Here is a 23,952-nt window from a genome sequence, read left to right as displayed (position 1 = left end):
GCTCTTCCCCCTCGCCGATACGTGTGATCGCGGAAATTGCTGCAAAAGTCAGACTACAAATTGAAAAGGGCCCCGACAAGCAGAGCCCTTCTTATTCTTTTTCGACCGCCAATTAGCTTGTCGGCAACGTCGGCTCTAGGCCGATGTGACCACCCATCGCGACAAGGTCGGACAACAGCTTGGCTGCCGCATCAACAACGTCTGGGTGGGCTGCCTTGTGCGCCTCGTGGGCTTCAGCAACCATCGCATCGATCATCTCTTGCGTGACGTCCGAAACCGCGTGGGCTTGTTCCGCCAACACTGTCGTGCCCGTGCTGGACACTTCAGCGAAACCGCCGGTTACCACGTAAGTTGTGGAACCTTCGGCTGTGATCACCTCCAGAACGCCGGGGCGCAGGGTGGTGATGACAGGCGCGTGGTTTGGCATAGCAGTCAGGTCGCCGTCGGCGCCTGGAATTCTGACCTCGGTGGCCTGAACGGAGGATAACCTCCGCTCGGGCGACACCAGATCAAATTGCATCGTATCAGCCATCAGAGGCCCCCTTAGGCAGCGTCAGCCGCCATCTTTTCGGCTTTAGCGATCACTTCATCGATGCCACCGACCATGTAGAACGCTGCTTCGGGCAGGTGATCGTATTCACCAGCGACAACAGCCTTGAACGATTTGATCGTGTCTTCCAGCGGAACCTGTTTACCGTCGGCGCCAGTGAACACTTTCGCAACGTCAAACGGCTGGGACAAGAAACGCTCGATCTTACGTGCGCGTGTCACGGCCAGTTTGTCGTCTTCGCTCAGCTCGTCCATACCAAGGATGGCGATGATGTCTTGCAGCGATTTGTAACGCTGAAGAACCTGCTGAACGTCGGTTGCGACTTTGTAGTGCTCTTCACCGATAACCAGCGGATCAAGCAGACGCGACGTCGAACCCAGTGGGTCCACAGCCGGGTAGATGCCTTTTTCCGAGATCGAACGGTCAAGAACGGTTGTCGCGTCAAGGTGAGCAAACGAAGTGGCCGGCGCAGGGTCGGTCAAGTCATCCGCAGGTACGTACACGGCCTGAACCGAAGTAATCGAACCGTTCTTGGTCGACGAAATACGTTCCTGCATCGCGCCCATGTCGGTTGCCAGTGTCGGCTGATAGCCCACAGCGGAAGGGATACGACCCAGAAGCGCGGACACCTCGGAACCAGCTTGGGTAAAGCGGAAGATGTTGTCCACGAAGAACAGAACGTCCGAACCGGTGTCATCACGGAACTGTTCCGCAATTGTCAGACCGGACAGAGCGATCCGCATACGCGCACCGGGAGGCTCGTTCATCTGGCCGTAAACCAGCGCAATTTTCGAATCCTCAAGGCTATCAGGAACGATAACGCCGGATTCGATCATCTCGTGGTAAAGGTCGTTACCTTCACGGGTCCGCTCACCAACACCCGCGAACACGGACACACCAGAGTGCACCTTCGCGATGTTGTTGATCAGTTCCATGATAAGAACGGTCTTACCAACGCCCGCACCGCCGAACAGACCAATCTTACCACCCTTGGTGTAGGGGGCCAGAAGGTCGATAACTTTGATGCCTGTCACCAGGATTTCAGTCGCTGTGGACTGCTGGTCAAACTCAGGTGCATCACCGTGGATCGGACGACGCGCGTCAGCGTTTACTGGGCCTTTTTCATCCACAGGGTCGCCGGTCACGTTCATGATACGACCAAGTGTCGCTTTACCAACAGGCACACTGATTGGTGCGCCAGTGTCGGTCACGCCTTGACCACGTACGAGGCCTTCGGTTGCGTCCATAGCGATGGCGCGAACTGTGTTCTCGCCAAGGTGCTGTGCAACTTCAAGAACCAGACGGTTACCGTTGTTGTCGGTTTCAAGAGCGTTCAGAATTGCGGGCAAATCGCCTTCAAACTGAACGTCCACAACGGCGCCAATCACCTGCGTGATTTTGCCTTTTGCTTCTGCCATGTTTCGTTTCTCCGGGTCTTAGAGCGCTTCAGCGCCCGAGATGATTTCGATAAGCTCGTTGGTAATCACGGCCTGACGCGAGCGGTTAAACTCAATCGTCAGTTTGTCGATCATTTCGCCAGCATTGCGCGTGGCGTTATCCATCGCGCTCATCCGGGCACCCTGTTCCGACGCACCGTTTTCAAGCAAAGCGGCGAAGATCTGAGTTGCCACACCGCGTGGCAGTAGATCGGCCAGAATTGCCTCTTCAGACGGTTCGTAATCGTAGAGCGTGCTTTCGGCATCCGTGGCTTCGAACGAAGCTGGGATAATCTGCTGAGCGGTTGGGATCTGACTGATCACCGACTTGAACTCATTGTAGAAGATCGTCGCAACGTCGAACTCACCAGCGTCAAAGCGGGCGAACACATCTTTCGCGATGTCTTGCGCGTTGGCATAGCCAAGACGCTTAACTTCGCTCAGATCAACGTGGCCCACAAAATGCGCCTCGTAGTCCCGCTTTAGCTGTTCGCGGCCTTTTTTGCCGACAGTCAGGATTTTCACCGTCTTGCCTTCAGCCAACAATGCTTCGATTTTTGTGCGGGCCAGTCGCACGATGGTCGAGTTGAAGCCGCCGCAAAGACCGCGCTCAGAGGTCATTACGACCAATAGCTGAACTTGGTCACTGCCAGTGCCCGAAAGAAGTTTCGGTGCACTGTCCGAGCCCGCAACCGAAGCCGCAAGCCCGCCCATAACGGCGTTCATGCGTTCGGCGTAAGGCCGGGCGCTTTCGGCTGCTTCTTGGGCGCGGCGGAGTTTAGCCGCCGCGACCATCTGCATGGCCTTCGTGATCTTCCGCGTCGACTTGACGCTTTCGATCCGATTTTTAAGGTCCTTAAGGCTTGGCATCTATCCAGTCCTTACCCGCCCTCAGGCGAAGTCTTTCGCGAAATCGTCAATCGCAGCTTTAATTTTGTCTTCCAGCTCACCTTTAACCTTACGGTCATTGTTGGTGATGTCTGCCAGCAGGTCAGCGTTTTTCTGACGCAGGTGTGCCAACAGACCAGCTTCGAAGCGGCCAACCTGTTTAACGTCGATGTTATCCAGGTAACCTTTGGTGCCTGCGTAGATCACGCAAACGATCTCGGCGTTGGTCAGCGGCGCGTACTGTGGCTGTTTCATCAGCTCGGTCAGACGTGCACCACGGTTCAGCAGGCGCTGAGTTGCGGCATCAAGGTCGGAACCAAACTGCGCAAACGCAGCCATTTCGCGGTACTGAGCAAGCTCCAGCTTAACTGGGCCAGCAACCGATTTCATCGCGTCAGTCTGAGCGGACGAACCAACACGCGAAACCGACAGACCGGTGTTCACAGCTGGGCGGATACCCTGATAGAACAGTTCGGTTTCAAGGAAGATCTGACCGTCGGTGATCGAAATCACGTTGGTTGGAATAAACGCCGAAACGTCACCACCTTGGGTTTCAATGATCGGCAGAGCCGTCAAGGAACCGGAACCGTTGTCTTCGTTCAGCTTCGACGAACGCTCCAGCAGACGGGAGTGAAGGTAGAAAACGTCACCTGGGTAAGCTTCACGGCCGGGTGGACGACGCAGAAGAAGCGACATCTGGCGATACGAAACAGCCTGTTTGGAAAGGTCATCATAGATGATCAGGGCGTGCTTACCGCTGTCGCGGAAGTATTCAGCCATCGAAGTCGCAGCGTATGGTGCAAGAAACTGCATCGGTGCTGGGTCAGAAGCGGTCGCAGCAACAACGATCGAATATTCAATCGCGCCGGTCTCTTCCAGCTTTTTAACCAGCTGAGCAACGGTCGAACGTTTCTGGCCGATCGCAACGTATACACAGTAAAGCTTCTTGCTTTCATCATCGCCAGCAGCTTCGTTATACGACTTCTGGTTCAGGATGGTGTCGAGTGCGATCGCGGTTTTACCCGTCTGACGGTCACCAATGATAAGTTCCCGCTGGCCACGGCCAACTGGGATCATCGCGTCAACCGATTTCAGACCAGTCGCCATCGGTTCGTGAACCGATTTACGTGGAATGATGCCCGGCGCTTTAACGTCAGCAACGCGACGCTCGGTGCCCGCGATTGGGCCCTTGCCGTCGATTGGGTTACCGAGGCCGTCTACAACGCGGCCCAACAGGCCTGGGCCCACTGGAACGTCCACGATGGAGTTCGTGCGCTTAACCTGGTCGCCTTCTTTAATGTCACGGTCAGAACCGAAGATAACAACACCAACGTTGTCAACTTCGAGGTTCAATGCCATCCCGCGGATACCGCCGGGGAATTCGACCATTTCACCGGCCTGCACGTTATCAAGGCCGTGCACACGGGCAATACCGTCACCGACGGAGAGCACGCGGCCCACCTCGGCAACTTCGGCTTCCTGACCGAAATTCTTGATCTGGTCCTTGAGGATCGCAGAGATCTCAGCTGCTTGGATACCCATTTATCCGACCTCTTTCATGGTGTTCTGGAGTGCGGCGAGCTTAGAGCGGATCGACGTATCGATCATCTTAGAGCCCACTTTGACGATAAGACCGCCGATGAGTGTTTCATCGACTGCCATGCTAATTTTTACATTCTTGCCAATGCTGGACTTCAGCGATTTCGCAAGTTTGTATTGCTGCACTTCGGTCATCGCCTTGGCGGCGGTGACTTCAGCGATAACTTCGCCTTTTTCATCGGCGATCAGCCCGCGCAGCTGCTGTGCTAGTTGAGGCAGCACAAACAAACGACGTTTCTGAGCCATCAAGCTCAGGGAATTTGCCGTAAGATCTGAAAGCCCCATTTTGGCAGCAATTGCGCCAATGGCTTTTGCCTGCTCATCACGTGCATAGATCGGTGATGTAATAAGGCCGCGAAAATCGGCGCTATCCGCAAGAGCGGATTCAATAGCGTCAAGATCGCCCTCAAGCGCGGGGAGTTTTTTGCTCTCTTTGGCCAGTTCAAAAATGGCCGTGGCATAGCGCGCAGCAATGCCGGTTGAGATCGAAGCTGGTTCGGACACGTCCACCCTTCCGATGTCTGTAGCCCCACGAATGCCACGGGTCGCGGCGGGGGCGGCTCAAGTGGCGCACCCTCATAGAGGGCACGCTCCCGAAATCGGCGTGGGTGTAGCAGAGCAAATGCGCGCTCGCAACAGTCAAGAACACCGATCTGTGATTGAGCAACACCCTATCTTAAAGCGTTTGGCGCTAACACGCCAAAGTGCATGCGACTCTGTGGCGCGACTCGGCCGCGAAACATTTTTCGGCAGAATCAAAGATTCGTTCATTTATGCCGGCTCAACACCTGCCGCAGGGATCCCATCCAGAACATTCAGGCGGCTGCGGCGCTTTTCTTCGACACCGATTCCTGTCGGGCGATAGACCTGCTTGGACACTTCAACCATCAGCACCCCGCCCGCGTAATACGAACTTACCTGTCGCCCCGCCTTTTCCCACATGCCCGACGTCTTTAGCCAAAACCGCTTTTGGCTGGGCGGAGCATAAAGTGCCGCGCGATGCGTTTCGGGCTGGAACCCGTGGCGCTTTAACTGTGCTTCCAACTGACCCAACGAATAAGGCCGCCCAAAACCAAACGGAGTCGCATCCCGTCGCGCCCAAAGGCCCGAACGATTTGGCACCACAAACAATGCACGCCCCCCCGGCCCCAACACGCGCGCGGCTTCTTCCAACACCGCAGACGGTTGTTCGCTGGTTTCCAGCCCATGCATAAGGACAAGCTTATCAACCAGCCCCGTCGGTATGGGCCATTGGGTTTCTTCAGACAGAACAGACACATTCGCCATTCCGGCGGGCCACGGCATAACGCCCTGCGGCCCGGGCATAACCGCGATCACGCGGCGTGCGTCGGCAAGATAGGGCCGCAACAACGGAACGGCAAAGCCGAACCCGGCCACTGTTTGGCCCTTTGCTTCGGGCCAGATCTGTTTGACCTGATCGCGAATTGCCCGCTGTGCCACACGCCCCAGATTGGTGCGGTAGTAGAAATTCCTTAGGTCTAACACGTCTAGGTGCATTGCAGCCCGCCTCGGGATCGGCAACAGTTAGGGGCAGAATAACCAAGCCGAGCAAGAATGCCATGCCCCTTGAGATCATGACCGTCCCATGCCTAAGCGACAACTACGCGTATCTGCTCCATAATTCGGACAGTGGGCAGACGGCATTGGTCGATGCACCCGAAGCTCCCCCTATTCTAGCCGCTCTAAAGAGCCGTGGCTGGACGCTGACCGATATTCTGATCACCCACCACCACTGGGACCATATAGACGGCGTAGAGCAGCTGAAGGACGAAACCAATGCGCGTGTCATTGGCGCGGCGGCCGACGCGCATCGGCTTCCACCGCTTGATGTCGCTGTGAGCGAAGGCGATTCTGTTGAAATCTGTGGCGAGTCTGCCGACATAATCGACGTGTCCGGCCATACAGTGGGTCACATCGCCTTCCATTTCCCGAACAGCAACGCTGTTTTCACAGCGGACAGCCTGATGGCACTTGGATGTGGCCGCCTTTTCGAAGGCACACCTGAAATGATGTGGGAAAGCCTGTCCAAGCTGGCCGCACTGCCCGCAGAAACCGTTGTTTATTCGGGTCATGAATACACTGTTTCCAACGCCAAATTCGCGCAAACCATTGAACCGGATAATTCCGGGCTTATTTTGCGTATAGAGGCGGTGACTAAAGCGCGCGACGCGGGTAAACCCACTGTCCCATCACTATTGTCGGAAGAACTGGCCACAAACCCGTTCTTGCGTGCCGCCTTACCCGAAGTGAAAAAGGCAGTCGGCATGGATCAAGCATCCGACACTGACGTCTTCGCCGAAATCCGTCGGCGCAAGGATAATTTCTAAGGCAAGGTCACTGGCTAGGCGGCATGAAAACCGCTCAAATATTGCGCTGCGTCACATCTGGTGAACAGATTTGATAAGAAAACACTTGAAGCGCCGCCTTAAAAACCGAACCTTAAAGATATGAGGCCACGGTTGAGGTCGGGCTCTCCCGCCCCCTCGGCCCTTAAGGAAAGGAGCACATCACGTGCCTTCGTTTTCGAACACACTCGAGCAAGCTATTCATTCAGCTCTTGCACTGGCCAATGCGCGCCGCCACGAATTGGCGACGCTTGAACACCTGTTGCTGGCCCTGATCGACGAACCTGACGCCGCAAAAGTTATGCAGGCCTGTGCCGTCGACCTTGATGATCTGCGAAAAACACTTGTTGAATTCATCGACGAGGAACTTTCGACGCTGGTCACCGAAATTGAGGGCTCCGAAGCTGTTCCCACAGCCGCGTTCCAGCGCGTAATCCAACGCGCGGCGATTCACGTTCAAAGCTCTGGCCGGACCGAAGTGACCGGCGCAAACGTGCTTGTCGCGATCTTCGCCGAGCGTGAGTCGAATGCCGCCTACTTCCTGCAAGAACAGGAAATGACACGATATGATGCGGTTAACTTCATCGCGCACGGCGTAGCAAAAGATGCGACGTTCGGCGAAAGCCGTCCAATCACTGGCGCGCCAGAGTTCGAAGAAGAAGCCCACGCCAGCGCCCCCAACGTGGAAGAAGGCGAACAGAAAGAATCTGCGCTTTCCAAATATTGTGTGGATCTGAACACTAAAGCCCGCGAAGGCGATGTTGACCCGCTGATCGGTCGCGATCAGGAAGTCGAACGTTGCATTCAGGTGCTGTGCCGCCGCCGTAAAAACAACCCGCTGCTGGTGGGTGATCCCGGCGTTGGTAAAACCGCGATTGCCGAAGGTCTGGCCCGCAAAATCGTGCGCGCCGAAACGCCAGAAGTGTTGCAAAACGCCACCATCTATTCGCTCGACATGGGCGCGTTGCTGGCTGGCACCCGGTATCGTGGTGACTTCGAAGAACGCCTGAAGGCCGTGATGACCGAACTGGAAGATCATCCAGACGCGATTCTTTTTATCGACGAAATTCACACCGTAATCGGCGCTGGCGCGACCAGCGGCGGCGCGATGGATGCGTCGAACCTGCTGAAGCCCGCGCTTCAAGGCGGCAAACTGCGCTGCATGGGTTCGACCACGTATAAAGAGTTCCGTCAGCACTTTGAAAAAGACCGCGCGCTGTCGCGCCGGTTCCAAAAGATCGACGTGAACGAGCCTTCGGTTGATGATGCCGTGAAGATCCTCAAGGGCCTGAAGCCCTATTTCGAGGAACACCACGATATCAAATACACCACGGATGCGATCAAAACCGCGGTGGAACTTTCCGCGCGTTACATCCACGATCGCAAGCTGCCCGATAAGGCCATCGACGTGATTGATGAGGCCGGTGCCGCACAGCACCTGCTGGCCGAATCCAAACGCCGCAAAACCATCGGCGCGAAAGAGATTGAGGCCGTCGTGGCCAAAATCGCCCGCATCCCGCCAAAGAACGTCAGCAAAGACGACGCCGAGGTTCTGAAAGATCTGGAACCAACGCTGAAACGCGTGGTCTTTGGTCAGGATAACGCGATTGAGGCGCTGGCCTCTGCGATCAAACTGTCGCGCGCGGGTCTGCGTGAACCTGAAAAGCCCATCGGCAACTACCTGTTCGCCGGCCCAACCGGTGTAGGTAAGACCGAGGTCGCCAAACAGCTGGCCGATACGCTGGGCGTGGAACTTTTGCGCTTCGACATGTCGGAATACATGGAGAAACACGCCGTATCGCGCCTGATTGGGGCCCCTCCGGGTTATGTTGGGTTTGATCAGGGTGGCATGCTGACCGATGGCGTTGATCAGCATCCGCATTGCGTGTTGCTGCTGGACGAAATCGAAAAGGCCCACCCCGATGTGTTCAACATCCTGTTGCAGGTGATGGACCACGGCAAACTGACCGACCACAACGGCCGTCAGGTGGATTTCCGCAACGTGGTCTTGATCATGACTTCGAACGCGGGTGCAGCCGAACAGGCGAAATCGGCCATCGGCTTTGGCCGGGATCGTCGCGAAGGCGAAGATACCGCCGCGATCGAACGTACGTTCACGCCGGAATTCCGCAACCGTCTGGATGCTGTGATCAGCTTTGCGCCGCTGCCCAAGGATGTGATCCTGCAGGTCGTCGAAAAGTTCGTACTGCAGCTAGAGGCCCAGTTGATGGACCGCAACGTGGCAATCGAACTGACCAAACCGGCGGCCGAATGGCTGGCTGAAAAAGGCTATGACGATAAGATGGGGGCCCGCCCACTTGGCCGTGTGATCCAAGAGCACATCAAAAAGCCACTGGCCGAGGAATTGCTGTTCGGCAAACTGGCCAAAGGTGGCTTGGTCAAGGTTGGCATGAAGGACGGCAAAATCGACCTTCGCATCGAAGAGCCGGGCAAACGTCAGATTTCGTCGAAAAAGCCACCTCTCTTGACCGCGGACTGACAATCTCGGCAACGAACGAATAGCCCTGCAATCAAGCAGATTGCGGGGATATTTTTTTGGAAGGGCTAATATTGGCGTTAGTCCGCTTTGCGGGACGAAGCGGTCCTTTACTGCTATTGAGCCAATGACCGCTCTCTGGAAACCGCCATGTACCACCTTTCCATCAACACTCGTGTTCGATGGCGACAGAACGCACGGGTCTTGGCAAACTACAGGACTCAAATGGACTAGATATCATCCCAAGAGATCACCATCTCTTGCTTGTCGCGTCGCATGAGTGTGGTGAATTTCTTGGCGCGCTCCTCGAACGTCTCGGATCGTCGCGAAAGATCAAGCCAAGTTTCATATACTTGGTCAGCGCGCTCGTGTTTTGACAATAATTCGACAGCGCGAAGCAACACTTCTTCAACCCTTTCCTTGGTCAGGATCGAAGAAATGAAATCAGCGTTTTCTGGTGGCGCAGCCTTCACACGCATGTGATGGGTTTCGAATACTGTCGGCGGGCCACCCCCTTCTCTACGAGTCCAAGGTTTGAAATACGGGTTGTCATCCATATCGTAGATGAATGCCGAAAGCCATTGGACGGCACTTACGGCTAACTCTGGAGTATCAAAGCTCCACCATCGCTTCCAGATTTGTTCGGCGACTGGAAATTGCCAGATCAGCGTGGCGTGCAGATAAATCCACTCGTGTGGGCTGGCACCGCTTCCCTGAAACGAAAGCCTTTTCTCTTGCTGCATGCGGGCCAGCAACACCCTCACGAAAAACTCCGTCACTGCATTGAACTGTGCCGCATCGAAGAACTCAGGATGTATTGGCCGGTAGGCCAATGCATGCCACATTCCTTCAAAATGCCAATCTCCCTTGAAGCGCTCAGGTGCAGGCGTTCCAAGTTCTTGCCTTGCCCAAGCTTCGAGTGCCTTTGGAAAGGCAAATGCGAGCAGGTCTTCCTGAACTGGCATGTATTGGTAGTCGAGAAAGAAGTCGCAAAAGTCTAAGAGATCGGTAGGTTCGGTTGTTTCAGCAATCCGCTCACAGTGGCCGCGGATATGATCGAACGGTGCTTGCCAGATTTCAGACGGAGCCTCTGGCCGGTTCAACGCTTCAAGCAGCTCAGTAGGTACGCACAGTTCATGCCGTGCTGATTGTTTCACCATAATTGCTTGCACCTTGCAGTATACACAGACCCAACCGTGCCAGCGTCAGATGGTAAAGTGAAGAGTTCGATTACACAGCGCTAAAAAACCTTAGCTAAACCCATATTTTTTCTCTTTTTTATCGCGTGCCGAAGTCCGGACCTTCGTGCGAAGTGCAGCATCGGTCAACATGGGTTCGAAGCTGGCAAGTAATTCGTCCCAACAAGCCCTCAACGCTCCGTCAGCTTAAGCTCAATCCGCCGGTTCTGGGCGCGGGCGGCAGCGCTGTTTTCGGTGTTCACGGGCTGGTATTCACCGAAACCCGTTGCGGCCAGACGGTTCGGGGGAAAGCCCAGCCCGTCGGTCATATAGCGCACCACCGACAGCGCGCGGCCTTGGCTTAGCTCCCAGTTGTCGCGGTATTCGCCGGTGCCGGAAAGGGGCACGTTATCGGTGTGGCCATCCACGCGGATGATCCAATCTATCCCGTCCGGGATTTCGTCTGAAATGTCGCGCAGGATGCCAACGACATTGGCGATTTGCACCAACCCTTCGGGCGCCAATTCAGCCGAGGCTGTTTCGAACAACACCTCGGACGAAAAGACAAAACGGTCCCCGACGATCCGCACGCCTTCGCGCCCCGCCAGAACGGTGCGCAGGCGCCCAAAGAACTCGGACCGATAGTTTTCAAGGTTCTTGGCCTGCTCTGTCAAACGCCGTGCTTCTTCTTCCAGCCGGATACGCTCTGCTTCTTCCAATTCAGCCCGCGCGCGCTGTTCGGCGGCGACACTGGCCAAAGCAGCGTTCAGGCGATTGCCCAAAGCCTCTAGCTGAACCTGCGCATCGGCATCGCGTTCCGAGGCCGAATCCAATAGCGCCTGAAGCGATCCCAACTGCCCGCGCAATGCCGCGACCTGTTGGTTCAGCAACGCGATCTTACGCTGGCTTTCGGCCGATTTTGCCTCTTCCGCATCCAGCGCGCGGTTGGCGGAGGCTAACAGCGCGGCGCGTTGCTCGGCCTCGCTCAACTGCTGTTCGGCGGTCTGCTCGGCGGCCAGTTTCGCGGCAAGCGCGGCAGCCAGTTGTTTCTGGATGGTCTCTTGATCGCTCGACACACCGCGCAGGGCCACCAGTTCGGCCTCGGCCCGCGCAAGGGCGGCGCGTGCCTCTGTCAGCGCTTGTTGATCGGCTTGCGCCGCTGTCAGATCGGCCTGCAGGCGGTCGCGCGCGGCGATAGCGGCCAAAAGTTCATCTGTGGTCGCGGCTTTTTCGTCGCGCGCTTGCTGCAGCTCATCCTCAGCCGTTTGACGTTCGACGATTGCCTCTAACAGCTCTTGGCGGGTGGTTTCGGTGGTCTCGTCCTGCTCTGCCTGACTGGCCAAAAGTGCGGCGGCTTTTTCGGATGCCTCTTGCTGCACGGTTTCCAGTTCTGCGGTCAGACGCTCACGCGCGGCAACGGCGATGGCAAGACGTTCCGCCAGATCATCGCGTTCTTCTTCCGCCTTCAGCAATGCTTCGGAAAGCCCCTCTTGCCCTTCCGAGGCGGCGGTTAGGCTTTGCGAAAGCTGTTCGCGCGCCAAAAGTGCGGCGGCCAGTTGAACATCCAGATCGCTTTTTGCAGCGTCCGCAGCAGCAAGTAAGGTTAGCGTTTCTTCGGCTTGGCGACGCTGTTCTTCCAACGCCAAGGTCATCGCCGTCAGTTCATCTTGGGCCCCCTTCAGACGGTCGCGCAACGCCTGCGCGGCAGCGATTTCGGCAAGTTTAGCTGCCTCTTCTTCGGACAGTTGGGTTTCCAACACGTCCACGCGCGCACTGAGCGCCGCGTTTGCGTCCCCTGCATCGGCGGACTGTTGGCGCAGATCGGCGATCAGTGCCTCAAGAGCCTCTCGCCGGGCGGCGGCAAGGCGGGCCTCCTCTTCCTGCGCGTCGACTTCGCTGCGGGCTTGGGCAACGGCAAGTTGCAATTGTTCTTGCGCGGTAAGCAGGCGGCCACGTTCTTCCTCAAGCGCGGCCAGATCGCTTTCCAATGCCGCGCCACGGCTAACAGCCTCGTCCCGTTGGGCCAGAAGACTTGCAACCTGCGCCTCAAAATTTGTGATTTGCGCGCGGGCGTTTGCCAGATCTGCAGCCTGCGCACCGAGGCGCGAGTTCAGGTTTGCGATCATGGCTTCTTGGGCATCCGCACGCAGTTGCGCAGTATCCAATTCACCGCCAAGCTGCCCCACCTCTTCGCGCAGGGCAAAGCTGACCTGTTGTTCAAGGCCCAGCGCTTCGGCCAAGGCGGCAAGTTCTGAATTAAGCTCGGTCAGTTCAGATTCCTGACCAGTGATGGTTTCCTGAAGCATCGACTGCATGACCATAAAGATCGTCAGAACGAACATCAGGACCAACAACAGGGCCGTCATCGCATCAACGAAACCCGGCCAGATCGAGGCTTGGAAGCGGTTCCCGGTACGGCGCGACAGGGCCATTTATTATTCCTCCGGTTCGCCGGTGGCCCGCCGGATCGTCCGGTTTAACGTCGCAAGGTCGCTGCGCAGATCTGTCAGGCTTTCCTGACGACCAGCAGAGATTTCTTCGAGAATGCGCAAAAGCTGAACGTCGATCGAACGCAGGCGCATACGGCTTTCCGCATCTACATGCGCGCCACCGTCTTCGGCGCGACCTTCCAGCGCGGCGATCATGCGCTCTTGTCCGGCCGCGATCTGGCCAAGCGCGGCGGTGGTTCCTGCCGCAAGGCCATCGTCACTGTCCAACTTCACTGTCAGCCGCTCAACCGCGTCTGCGACCTTGCCAAGCCGTTCGTCGATCATTGAACGGCCGACGTCAGATTGGGTGAATATGGCCTGCATTGTGTCCATCTGTTCGGACATCTGTTCAAGCACACCGGCAACCATGCCACCTTCGCCGCCTTCCCCTTCGCCGCTGGAATATCCAAGGCGGGTGATGGTCGAAAGCCACTCTTCCAACTCGCGGTAAAAACGGTTCTGCCCGTGGCCCGCAAAAAGCTCTAGCAGCCCGACGACAAGAGAGCCCGCAAGACCAAGCAGCGACGATGCAAACGCCGTGCCCATGCCGCCCAGCTGTTCTTCAAGCCCCGACATCAAGCGGGCAAACCCGTCAGCCGTGGATTCGCCATCGCTGGGCGCGAGGGAACGGATCGTATCAACAACCGCCGGAACGGTCGTCGCTAGGCCATAAAACGTTCCCAGAAGGCCCAGAAAGATAAGCAAGTTCACGATATAGCGCGTGATATCGCGGGCTTCTTCGATCCGCGTGCCGACCGATTCAAGGATAGAGCGCGAGGAAGATGCGCCAATTTGCATCCGTGCAGCGCGCGACCGCAATAGCGCAGCCAGTGGAGCCAACAGGCGCGGCGCGCGGGTCATTTCGTGGCCGGGCCGTTGTTTGGCAAACCCTTCGATCCAGTTAACGGACGAGATCAACTGAAACACCTGCAAGAAACAGGCGATCACGCCCACCGCAAAGACCAACAGGATGACGCCGTTCAGGTAAGGGTTCGAGAGAAAAACCGGTGCCACCCTCGGAAACGCCATATAGGCACCGATGGAAAACAACCCTACCGCAACCAGCATCATCAGGATCTGGCGAATTGGTTGGGAAAACTGCGGCTCAGCCTCGCGTTCGGTCATGTCCATAGACAAGTCCTGACCCCTTTATTTGTTGCCAAAACTCTAGGCGAACGTCCCCAGTACGACAACATGCAATTACGTCAAGCGCCGGAAACTGTTGTGATTTCGCGCACTCTTCGCGTCAGCCAGTTCAATTCAGCGTCTTCGATCCCCAATTCAACAAGGTGCTGGGCCGTATTGAACAGATATTCGGTGTTCGGCCCGCGCCCCCCCACCGCCGTTGCGATGGTGTTGGCCTGTTCCTCCAACGGCAGGCCGCCACAATACTGAACGTGGTCAGGATCGATGATATAGGTCAGCGCCTGCACCTTGGGCCCATCGCGCAATTCAAGCGGCAACTCGGCCTCTAGATAGGCCGAAGAGATCAACTCTCGCTCTCGCAGATAGCTGACGGTTTCATCCTCTGCCCCGTCTTGCACGCGAAACGCCAAACCGGTGCAAGCCGCACCCGGCAGCGCATCCAGTGCCAGTACAAGGCCCGGGTCTTCTTCGGTTCCACGATGGTGGATGGAGCGCATGCAGAACGAGCGGTGGAAATCCGACAACCGCGCCACGCGCTGTTCAGCAACCGCAAAGCCGGGGTTCCACATAAGTGACCCGTATCCGAAAACCCAAAGTGGTGCGCGCGCCATGGCTCTGGCCCTCCTGTTCTGGGACCTGTAAACACCAGCAAGCCGGTAAGGGAAAGAGGGCCAAATAATGCGCAGACTAATCGTCTTGATCGTGGCCGCGGCCGCGTTGTGGGGTGGCTATTGGTTCATCGCTGCACGCGGGCTTGAAACTGGGCTGCGCAATTGGCTGGCAACGCCGCAGGTCGGATGGGCCACTGAATACGCTGACCTGAACGTGCGCGGCTTCCCGAACCGTTTGGATACCGTGATCGAAAAGCCCGTTGTCACGACCGACAGCGGCATCGCATGGCGCGCGCCGTTCTTTCAGGCGATGGCGCTAAGTTACAAACCCAACCACGTCATATTGGTTTGGCCTGACCAACAGACCGTTGAAACGCCCTTTGGCACCGCCAACATCACAACCAACGACATGCGCGGAAGCATCGTGTTCAGCGCAAGCACCGATCTGGCGCTGGATCATTCAAACTTCGTGATCGACGGGCTGCGCGCCGCCATCTCTGAAAGCGGAGAGTTCACGGCAAAAAGCGCCCTGTTCGCCACCCGCCTCGCCCCGGCACGTACCAATGTGCATGAGATCGGCCTAGACGCATCCGACATAACGCCGCCTGCCGATATTCTGGCCCAGCTAGGTCTTGGCCGCGCGGCACCAGCGGTTATTGAGCAGCTAAAGCTGGACGCGGCCCTTGGCTTTGACCGCCCGCTTGATCGTTTTGCGTTGGAAGGGACACCAGCGCAAATCAACCGGATTGAGCTGAAGCATACCCGCGTTCAATGGGGCGACATGGCCCTGCGCGCGAACGGTGATCTGGATGTCGACCGCGCCGGTAACCTTGACGGCAGCATTACCCTTGGCATCACCAACTGGAAGCAGGTCTTGACGCTTGCAGTAAATGGCGGGCTTATCCCCCAGCGGCAGGCAAAACAGATCGAGCGTGGCTTGGCGCTGCTTTCTGCCAATCGCGATACACTGGAACTTCCGCTTAATCTGCGCGGCGGCGTGATGAGCCTTGGCCCAATCCCCCTTGGCCCCGCACCACGCCTGCGTCAGCGGCAGTAGGATCCAGACCGGTAACTTGCCGTATCTAGGTGAAAGTGGTCCTTGTGGTACTTGTCCGAATTCGGGCCCAGTACGGTGCCGAACGGACCACAGGCCGATTTGTGCATCCGGCGCAGAATCTTACCGTCGGCGGTCTTGCCCCAGCCTTTCAAGACTGTGATCGTTTTGCCGTTGTTCAGGGTGATCCCCGAAACATCGACCGCCTTGCCGCGCCCATGCTCAGATATTTTGGCCCCCGGCTGGTTGTTCCGGGTCCGGCAGGAATAGTCCGCGATAACGTTGATGGATTTCAAACCGCCGCCCAAACGCCCGACGGATGGCTTTACGCCATTCTTCACCCAACTGTTCAGCGCCTTGGCGGTTTCGCAATTCATCACCGACGGGCGGCTTAACGCGACCCCGCCGACAGAGCTGACCTTAACCGGTTTCTTGACCCCGCATCCCTTCAACCGCCCAGGGATGGGCGCGGCCTTGACCCCACGAATGCTTTTCACGCCGCAGATTGAACCGCTTTTGCCTGTCGTTGTGACTTTGGGCTGGCTTTGCACCGCCGCCACTTTGCGCACATAGGATGGTCGCGCTTTGGGGCGCAGGGAACGCGCAGCCGTGAAAGACGCCGACCCGACGCTTGCCACCACAATCGGGGCTGTACGGGTACCGGGGCGCGCACGCGGGCGCATGGTTTCAGGGCTTGGCCCAAACACTGGCAACAGGCGCGGCATCGCGGTTGGGCGCAGTCGCGGAAACGGCGAACTGCTGGGCGCCGCCTGCGCAGCGCTTGCGGCAAGAACGGCCAGCAAAGCGAAAGAGGCGACCAGCCGCTTCATGACGCAGCCGTGGAACGCCCGAAATTAGGCGCTGCCGTATCTTGACCCGCTTCGATAATACCGCGCCGGATGGCGCGCGTGCGGGTGAAATAATCGTGCAGATGTTCACCGTCCCCGGTACGGATCGCACGCTGCAGGGCGAACAGCTCTTCGGTGAAACGGCCCAGAATTTCCAGCGTCGCTTCTTTGTTGTTTAGAAACACATCGCGCCACATGGTCGGGTCCGACGCGGCGATCCGCGTGAAATCCCGGAAACCAGCGGCCGAGTATTTGATGACCTCGCTATCAGTCACGCGGCGCAAATCGTCAGCGACGCCCACCATCGTGTAAGCAATCAGGTGCGGCGCATGAGAGGTAACAGCAAGCACCAGATCATGATGATCCGGGTCCATCTCATCTACATTCGCGCCTAGCCCTTCCCAAAAACGGCGCAGGGTCGCCGTAGCCTCTGGGTCTGTTCCTTCGGCGGGAACCAACAGGCACCAACGATTATCGAACAGTTCCGCGAAACCGGACCGCGGCCCAGAATGTTCCGTACCAGCCAACGGGTGACCGGGAACAAAGTGGACGTTTTCAGGGATGAATGGCTGAACCGCGTCGATGACCGCGCGCTTAACCGAACCAACGTCCGTCACCGTCGCGCCTGGTTTCAAATGGGGCACAATCTCTTGCGCGACGGCGCCCATTGCGCCGACGGGCACGGCAAGCACGACAAGGTCCGCATCTTTCACCGCTTCGGCAGCTGTTTCGACCACGCGGTCACACAGGCCAATTTCAGCGGCTACTTTCCGGGTTTCAGCTGAACGCGCGCTGCCCACAATTTCTGTCGCCAGGCCCGCGCGGCGCATCCCATGCGCCATGGAACCCGCGATCAAGCCCAAGCCGATCAGCGCGACGCGTTCGTAAATAACGCTCATTAGACGCTCTCCTTAAAGGCCCGGACGGCATGCGCCACGCGCCGGCACGATGCCTCATCCCCGACGGTGATGCGCAAACAATTGGGAAGCTTATATCCAGCGACACGTCGCACGATAATTCCCTTCGATTTCAACCACTCGTCACAGGCCTCCGCTTCGTCCGGCGAGGTGAACCGCGCCAAGATGAAGTTCGCCGTTGAAGTGTCCGAAGGCACGCCAGCCTCTGCCAGTGCTTCGGCCAGCCACGCGCGCAGGCGGGTGTTTTCGGTTCTGCAGCGTTCGGTATAATCCATATCCCGCACGGCCGCTTCGGCTGTTTCCAGCTGCGTTTGGCTTAGGTTGAATGGACCACGCACGCGGTTCAGCACGTCAACGATCTCTTTCGGGCCATAGCCCCAACCGACGCGCAAACCACCAAGACCGTATATTTTGGAGAACGTCCGCGTCATGAAGACGTTTTCGCGCGCATCCACCAGCGCCTTACCGCCATCGTATTCTTCAACGTATTCCGCATAGGCACCATCAAGCACAAGAATGGCCTGTTTGGGCAACCCATCAGCAAGCCGCGCCAATTCGTTTCCGCCAATCATCGTGCCGGTGGGGTTCGCGGGGTTCGCGATAAAAACCAGCTTGGTGCGGAAATTACACGCGGCCAGAATGGCATCGACATCCACCACACGCTCGCGTTCGGGCACCTCTATGGGCGTCGCGCCAGCGGCAAGGGTCGATATGCGGTACATCGAAAACCCGTGTTCGGTGTGAATAACCTCATCCCCCGGGCCGGCGTAGGCTTGGCAGAGGAACGTGATAATTTCATCCGAACCAACACCGCAGATCACCTGATCTGGGTTTACCCCGTGCACTTCGCCGATGGCCGCGCGAAGACCGGCGTGATCAGTGCTGGGATAGCGGTGCAATTGGTGACCGCTGCGCACGAACGCCTCTTTCGCCTTATCCGAGGGGCCAAAGGGGTTTTCGTTCGACGAAAGCTTTACCACATCGGCCACCCCATCCAGATGGGACTGCCCGCCCTGATAAAGCGCGATGTCCATAATTCCGGGTTGGGGGCGAATTTCTGCCATAGGTTACTCTCCTGCTTGGCGGATTTTTAGCGGCGCAGGGGACACAAGGCCAGACAGAAACACGCTTTGTCTGTCAGTGGGTCAGTATTTCTTCACACTGCGGGCCTGCATCCAGTCCATCGCGGCCATCAGCACGCCGGAAATGACGAAAGTGCAGTGGATGATAACGAACCACTTCAGTTCGTGTTCACCATAGGTCGCATCCGCCGCCTGTTGGCCGATTTCCATGAACCGTTTCAACAAGTGGATACCCGAAATCGCGATGATCGACGCGATCAGCTTCATCTTCAGGCCCGAAAAGTCCACCGTCCCCATCCACGACGGTCGATCGCCACCATCATTAATGTCCAGCTTCGACACGAAGTTTTCGTACCCCGAGAAGAGCACGATCAACAGAAGGTTCGCCGCCAGTGTCATGTCGATCAGCGTCAGGACCGCAAGGATCGCCTTGTCGCTGCTCATCGTAAGAACCTGAGGCGCGTAATATGCAAGCTCGCGCAGGAAGACGATCATCAACATACCAAGAGAGACAACCAGCCCCAAATACATTGGCGCCATCAACCACCGCGAGGCAAACAGCCCCTGTTCAAACTTTTGTTCCAAGACTGACTTTGCGGCCATTAATTCTGCCCTCCTTTTCGCGCCCGGGGTCGATAGCGCCTTACCCTGCCCCGCGCAATGCGGCGTAGCGTTGCGGTTTTCAGATGAAAGCGTGTATTTTGCCGAAGGAAACAAGGCGCAGCCATTGACTCTGCCCTGACCGGCTGTATAAGCCCGCCATTCCCGGCCTTGTTGCCGGGTTTATTCATTGGTGTTGGTGGCTCCCGCAAGGGAAAGCCTGTCTCCCGCTAAGGGGAAGGACAACGCCCTTCATAGTCGCCCCCGGGCGACGCACTAACGAAGGAGAACAGCCGTGACCAAACGCACGTCTGCCAAGTACAAACTAGACCGCCGGATGGGTGAAAACATCTGGGGTCGTCCGAAATCCCCAGTTAACCGTCGTGAATATGGCCCCGGTCAGCACGGTCAGCGCCGCAAAGGCAAGCTGTCTGACTTTGGTATTCAGCTGCGTGCTAAGCAGAAGCTGAAAGGCTACTACGGCGATCTGACCGAAAAACAGTTCCGTCGCATTTATGCCGAAGCTGAGCGTGTAAAAGGCGACACAGGTGAAAACCTTATTGGTCTGCTGGAGCGCCGCCTGGACGCAGTTGTTTACCGCGCCAAGTTCGTGCCAACAGTTTTCGCTGCACGTCAGTTCGTGAACCACGGCCACGTGACCGTGAACGGCCAGAAAGTGAACATCCCTTCTTACCGCGTTAAAGAAGGTGACGTTATCGAAGTTCGCGAAAAGTCCAAGCAGATGGCTTTGGTTCTTGAAGCAACTCAACTGCCAGAGCGTGACGTTCCTGACTACCTGGACGTTGACAACTCCAAACTGACCGCTGTGTTCACACGCACACCTGCGTTGGGCGATGTGCCTTACCCGGTCATGATGGAACCAAACCTCGTGGTCGAATTCTACGCGAAGAACTAATCTTCGCCGCAGATACGAATTTATGGAAAACCCGCCCAAGTGGCGGGTTTTTCTTTGCGTGGTTAGTGGTGATGGCTGAACGAAAGCGCCTTAGCGCTTTCGCATCGCATCCAGCAGGGCCGCACCAAGTGCGCCGTTCTGCGCGCTGTCTGCGGATTTACCCTTTGGTCCGGCCTGCATCTGCCGCTTGCCGCCTTTGGGGGCGTTCTTGTTCCCGCCGCGCGCGGGTTGTGCTGCGCGATCATCGCGCGCCGACGCGCCGCCATCTTTGCGCATGCTCAGCGCGATACGCTTGCGCGGCACGTCCACCTCGGTCACGCGGACCTTTACAACATCGCCAGCCTTCACAACCTCATGCGGGTCTTTGACGAACCGGTCGGCCAACTGACTGATGTGGACCAGCCCGTCCTGATGGACGCCGACATCCACAAACGCACCGAAGGCGGCAACGTTCGTCACGGTCCCTTCCAGAACCATACCGGGCTTCAGGTCTTTGATTTCTTCAACACCATCGGCAAACGTGGCTGTCACAAAGCTTGGGCGTGGGTCACGGCCGGGCTTTTCAAGTTCTGACAGGATATCGCGCACGGTTGGCAGACCGAAGGTGTCATCAACGAAATCCTCTGCCCGCAATCCGCGCAGGGCGGTGTTTTCGCCCATGATCGCACGAATGTCGCGCCCGCAGGCATCCACAATCCGCCGCGCAACGCCGTAAGCTTCGGGGTGGACCGAGGACGCATCCAGCGGCTCTTCGCCATCGCGTATCCGCAGGAAGCCTGCGCATTGTTCAAACGCGCTGGGGCCAAGCCGGGGCACATCCAAAAGCGCCTTGCGCGATGGGAACGCGCCATGCGCGTCTCGGTGGCTTACAATGGCATCCGCCAATGAAGGGCCAAGCCCGGACACATGCGCCAACAGCGGGGCCGAGGCCATGTTCAGATCAACGCCAACCGCGTTCACAGCATCCTCGACCACGCCCGAAAGGGATTTGCTAAGCCGGTGCTGATCCACGTCGTGCTGGTACTGACCAACACCGATAGACTGCGGTTCAATCTTCACCAGCTCGGCCAGTGGGTCTTGCAGGCGGCGGGCAATGGAAACCGCACCGCGCAGGGAAACGTCCAGTTCTGGAAATTCGCGTGCGGCAAGTTCAGACGCCGAATAGACCGAGGCCCCCGCTTCGGACACCACAACCTTTGACGGCGCCTTCACACCGGCCGGCAACAGTTTCAACGTGTCGGCCACCAAACGTTCGGTTTCGCGGCTGGCAGTGCCGTTGCCGATGGCAACCAATTCCACACCGTGCGCGGTGATCAGTTTCAAAATCGCGGCCTGCGCGCCGTTCATATCGTTCTTTGGCTGAAACGGGTAAATCGTGTCGGTGGCAAGCAACTTGCCTGTCGCATCGACCACCGCCGCCTTCACCCCGGTGCGAATGCCGGGATCAAGGCCAAGCGTGGCACGTGGGCCAGCGGGTGCGGCCAAAAGCAAATCTTTTAGGTTTCGCGCGAAGACGGCGATCGCCTCTTCATGGGATCGGGCGCGCATTTCGGCCAACAGATCCAGCATCATCGTCATGCTCAGCTTAACGCGCCATGTCCAGCCCGCGACCTTGCGCAGCCACGCATCCCCCGGCCCGCTGCCGCGTGTCTGAAGTTGTGCAGCAACCATGCCCTCGGCCCGTTCCGTGCCGGTTTCCGGTTCTGGTACGATATCGACCGTTACCACACCTTCTTTCGCGGCCCGCAAAATGGCCAATGCACGGTGAGACGGGATATTTGCCCAAAGCTCGCTATGGTCGAAATAGTCAGAGAATTTGGCGCCCTTCTCCTCCTCACCCGCAATAACACGGGCGGTGACCAGCGCCTCTTTCTGCATGAAACTTCGCAGCTGGCCCAACAGGGCCGCATTTTCCGTCAGACCTTCAGCAACGATATCGCGCGCACCGTTCAGGGCATCTTTGACCGTTGGCACGGCTTCGCCCAGATAAGCGTTCGCAAGCACCTCTGGGTCGGCATTTCGATCCGCCATAATGGCGTCGACCAGCGGCTGTAGCCCGTTTTCACGCGCGATCATCGCTTTGGTACGGCGCTTGGGTTTGTAGGGCAGATAGATATCTTCCAGCTCGGCCTTGGTTTCGGCCTTGGCGATGGATTTTGCCAGCTCATCGGTCAGTTTGTCCTGACCTTTGATGGTTTCAACGATGCTGGCCCGGCGCGCCTCCAACTCTCGCAGATAGGCGATACGATCTGCCAGGTGGCGCAACTGTCCATCGTCAAGCCCGCCGGTCACCTCTTTACGGTAACGGGCGATGAAAGGAACCGTCGAACCTTCGTCAAGCAGCGTCACCGCCGCGCCCACTTGCTTTGGGCTGGCGTTAATCTCTGTCGCGATGGTTTGGGCGATACGTACTGCAGTGTCCAAGCGGTTTACTCCAATCTAACTGGACCGTCTTAATAGCCATAGCGCCCGCCATCGCCAAGGGGTTTGCTGTGCGCAAACACCCCATTTCGGCGCGGCAGGGCCAGCGTTTCAAAGCTCAAATTAATTGACATTGCAAACTACTTACGGCAATACCGCCGCAGGGAGGAATGTCATGCGTACACAGGTTTGTATTATCGGGGGCGGGCCGTCGGGCCTTCTTCTGTCGCAACTGCTGCACCTAAAGGGGATCGACACAGTCGTGCTAGAGCGTCGCTCGCGCGAATATGTTCTGTCTCGTATTCGGGCGGGCGTTCTGGAATGGGGCACCGTTGAAATGCTGCGCGAGGCGCAGGTTGGCGCGCGGATGGATCGCGAAGGTTTCGTGCACGATGGCACCTATCTGGCCGCGTCCAACCGTGGATTTCGGATCGACTTTAAGGAACGGGTTGGCGCGACTGTCATGGTTTACGGCCAGACAGAGGTAACGTCGGACCTTTATCAGGCGCGCGAAAAGTTGGACGGCGTGGTGATCCACGGGGCCGAAGGCGCGCAGCCGCATGATCTGAAAACTGACAAGCCCTATGTGACCTACACCAAGGACGGCACCGAACATCGCATCGATTGCGACTATGTCGCTGGGTGTGACGGGTTCCACGGGGTCAGCCGCACCTGCATTCCGCAAGACGTTCTGAAGGAATTCGAACGAGTTTACCCATTTGGCTGGCTTGGCATTCTTTCCGAAACACCGCCTGTGTCGGACGAGTTGATCTATGCCAACCACGAACGCGGTTTTGCCCTGTGTTCGATGCGCAATGCGAACCTAAGCCGGTATTACCTTCAGGTGCCGCTGGAAGATAAGGTTGATCAGTGGTCGGATCACGCGTTCTGGGATGAACTGAAACGCCGCATCCCTGCCGATGCGGCCGATACGATTATCACCGGCGATACCATCGAAAAATCCATCGCGCCGCTGCGCAGCTATGTGGCTGAACCCATGCGCTGGGGCCGGTTGTTCCTTGTTGGGGATGCCGCGCATATCGTGCCACCCACCGGCGCAAAGGGGCTGAACCTTGCTGTGTCTGACGTGCATTACCTGTATAACGCGCTGACAGAGCTGTATCAGGACAAAAGCGAAGAAGGCATCGACCGGTATTCAGAACGCGCCTTGGCCCGTGTCTGGAAATCCGAACGGTTCTCTTGGTCGATGACATCGCTTTTGCACCGCTTCCCCGATCAGGGCGCATTCGGCCAGCGGATGCAGGAAAGCGAACTGGCATATCTGGAAACATCGGTTGCCGCGCAAACTGCGTTGGCCGAAAATTACATCGGTCTTCCCTACTGAAGGTTAAAA

Annotated in this window: 20 protein-coding genes; 5 read left to right on the top strand and 15 right to left on the bottom strand. The window is 57.5% G+C overall.

Features of this window, described 5'->3' with window-relative positions; all coding sequences use genetic code 11:
* Positions 1-112: 112 nt before the first annotated feature.
* The 6 genes from COL8621_RS02745 to COL8621_RS02720 all read right to left on the bottom strand — a co-directional run bounded on the left by COL8621_RS02745 (position 113) and on the right by COL8621_RS02720 (position 5,991).
* Positions 113-532 (bottom strand): F0F1 ATP synthase subunit epsilon, encoded by a 420-nt coding sequence (locus COL8621_RS02745; RefSeq protein WP_093965793.1) that lies wholly within the window; start codon positions 530-532, stop codon positions 113-115.
* An 11-nt stretch (positions 533-543) separates the two neighbouring features.
* Positions 544-1,968 (bottom strand): F0F1 ATP synthase subunit beta, encoded by a 1,425-nt coding sequence (atpD, locus tag COL8621_RS02740; protein ID WP_093965792.1) that lies wholly within the window; start codon positions 1,966-1,968, stop codon positions 544-546.
* 18 nt (positions 1,969-1,986) lie between these two features.
* Positions 1,987-2,856, bottom strand: coding sequence for a F0F1 ATP synthase subunit gamma (locus COL8621_RS02735; protein WP_093965791.1), 870 nt, complete (start codon positions 2,854-2,856; stop codon positions 1,987-1,989).
* Positions 2,857-2,877: 21 nt separating this feature from the next.
* Complete coding sequence (atpA, locus tag COL8621_RS02730) at positions 2,878-4,416, bottom strand: F0F1 ATP synthase subunit alpha (protein WP_093965790.1); 1,539 nt, start codon at positions 4,414-4,416, stop codon at positions 2,878-2,880.
* The gene (locus tag COL8621_RS02725; RefSeq protein WP_093966880.1) at positions 4,417-4,977 is read right to left on the bottom strand and encodes a F0F1 ATP synthase subunit delta; all 561 of its coding nucleotides are present in this window, start codon (positions 4,975-4,977) and stop codon (positions 4,417-4,419) included.
* A 267-nt stretch (positions 4,978-5,244) separates the two neighbouring features.
* Positions 5,245-5,991, bottom strand: a complete 747-nt coding sequence (locus tag COL8621_RS02720; RefSeq protein WP_093965789.1) for a methyltransferase domain-containing protein — start codon at positions 5,989-5,991, stop codon at positions 5,245-5,247.
* Between the two features lie 62 nt (positions 5,992-6,053).
* Between COL8621_RS02720 and gloB the strand changes: the two genes are divergently transcribed.
* Both gloB and clpA read left to right on the top strand, forming a co-directional pair.
* Positions 6,054-6,821 carry a hydroxyacylglutathione hydrolase gene (gloB, locus tag COL8621_RS02715; RefSeq protein ID WP_093965788.1) on the top strand — a complete coding sequence of 256 codons (768 nt, stop codon included), beginning with the start codon at positions 6,054-6,056 and terminating at the stop codon, positions 6,819-6,821.
* 184 nt (positions 6,822-7,005) lie between these two features.
* Positions 7,006-9,339 carry an ATP-dependent Clp protease ATP-binding subunit ClpA gene (gene clpA / locus COL8621_RS02710; protein ID WP_093965787.1) on the top strand — a complete coding sequence of 778 codons (2,334 nt, stop codon included), beginning with the start codon at positions 7,006-7,008 and terminating at the stop codon, positions 9,337-9,339.
* Positions 9,340-9,566: 227 nt separating this feature from the next.
* Here the strand turns inward: clpA and COL8621_RS02705 are convergent, their stop codons facing one another.
* From COL8621_RS02705 to COL8621_RS02690, 4 genes are all read right to left on the bottom strand, one after another.
* A complete protein-coding gene (locus COL8621_RS02705) occupies positions 9,567-10,496 on the bottom strand; it encodes a hypothetical protein (RefSeq protein ID WP_093965786.1) in 930 nt (309 codons plus the stop codon).
* A gap of 209 nt (positions 10,497-10,705) precedes the next feature.
* Positions 10,706-12,946 carry a peptidoglycan -binding protein gene (locus COL8621_RS02700; RefSeq protein ID WP_093965785.1) on the bottom strand — a complete coding sequence of 747 codons (2,241 nt, stop codon included), beginning with the start codon at positions 12,944-12,946 and terminating at the stop codon, positions 10,706-10,708.
* A gap of 3 nt (positions 12,947-12,949) precedes the next feature.
* Positions 12,950-14,134 carry a biopolymer transporter ExbB gene (locus tag COL8621_RS02695; protein ID WP_093965784.1) on the bottom strand — a complete coding sequence of 395 codons (1,185 nt, stop codon included), beginning with the start codon at positions 14,132-14,134 and terminating at the stop codon, positions 12,950-12,952.
* Between the two features lie 74 nt (positions 14,135-14,208).
* Entirely contained in the window at positions 14,209-14,760 is a 552-nt protein-coding gene (locus tag COL8621_RS02690; RefSeq protein WP_093965783.1) for a gamma-glutamylcyclotransferase, read from the bottom strand.
* A gap of 67 nt (positions 14,761-14,827) precedes the next feature.
* Between COL8621_RS02690 and COL8621_RS02685 the strand changes: the two genes are divergently transcribed.
* Complete coding sequence (locus tag COL8621_RS02685) at positions 14,828-15,817, top strand: DUF2125 domain-containing protein (protein WP_093965782.1); 990 nt, start codon at positions 14,828-14,830, stop codon at positions 15,815-15,817.
* Here the strand turns inward: COL8621_RS02685 and COL8621_RS02680 are convergent.
* The 4 genes from COL8621_RS02680 to COL8621_RS02665 all read right to left on the bottom strand — a co-directional run bounded on the left by COL8621_RS02680 (position 15,805) and on the right by COL8621_RS02665 (position 19,264).
* Complete coding sequence (locus tag COL8621_RS02680; RefSeq protein ID WP_093965781.1) at positions 15,805-16,644, bottom strand: extensin-like domain-containing protein; 840 nt, start codon at positions 16,642-16,644, stop codon at positions 15,805-15,807. The two genes, COL8621_RS02685 and COL8621_RS02680, sit on opposite strands and share 13 nt — an antisense overlap.
* Positions 16,641-17,561: a prephenate/arogenate dehydrogenase family protein gene (locus COL8621_RS02675; protein WP_093965780.1), complete on the bottom strand. Its 921-nt coding sequence runs from the start codon at positions 17,559-17,561 to the stop codon at positions 16,641-16,643. Before COL8621_RS02675 ends, COL8621_RS02680 begins: the two co-directional genes overlap by 4 nt.
* On the bottom strand, positions 17,561-18,643 hold the full coding sequence (hisC, locus tag COL8621_RS02670) for a histidinol-phosphate transaminase (RefSeq protein ID WP_093965779.1): 1,083 nt from the start codon (positions 18,641-18,643) through the stop codon (positions 17,561-17,563). The genes COL8621_RS02675 and hisC overlap by 1 nt, the downstream gene beginning before the upstream one ends.
* A gap of 81 nt (positions 18,644-18,724) precedes the next feature.
* Positions 18,725-19,264 (bottom strand): TIGR00645 family protein, encoded by a 540-nt coding sequence (locus COL8621_RS02665; protein WP_093965778.1) that lies wholly within the window; start codon positions 19,262-19,264, stop codon positions 18,725-18,727.
* Positions 19,265-19,556: 292 nt separating this feature from the next.
* On the opposite strand from COL8621_RS02665, the gene rpsD reads away from it, so the two are divergent.
* Positions 19,557-20,177 (top strand): 30S ribosomal protein S4, encoded by a 621-nt coding sequence (gene rpsD / locus COL8621_RS02660; RefSeq protein WP_093965777.1) that lies wholly within the window; start codon positions 19,557-19,559, stop codon positions 20,175-20,177.
* 90 nt (positions 20,178-20,267) lie between these two features.
* Here the strand turns inward: rpsD and COL8621_RS02655 are convergent, their stop codons facing one another.
* Complete coding sequence (locus tag COL8621_RS02655; protein ID WP_093965776.1) at positions 20,268-22,601, bottom strand: Tex family protein; 2,334 nt, start codon at positions 22,599-22,601, stop codon at positions 20,268-20,270.
* A gap of 172 nt (positions 22,602-22,773) precedes the next feature.
* On the opposite strand from COL8621_RS02655, the gene pobA reads away from it, so the two are divergent.
* Positions 22,774-23,943: a 4-hydroxybenzoate 3-monooxygenase gene (gene pobA, locus COL8621_RS02650; RefSeq protein WP_093965775.1), complete on the top strand. Its 1,170-nt coding sequence runs from the start codon at positions 22,774-22,776 to the stop codon at positions 23,941-23,943.
* Positions 23,944-23,952: the final 9 nt, after the last annotated feature.

It is taken from the genome of Actibacterium lipolyticum (genome assembly GCF_900184935.1).
Classification (GTDB): Bacteria; Pseudomonadota; Alphaproteobacteria; order Rhodobacterales; family Rhodobacteraceae; genus Actibacterium_A; species Actibacterium_A lipolyticum.
The sequence above is the reverse complement of the archived record's forward strand: the minus strand, read 5'-3'. Positions and strand labels throughout refer to the sequence as shown.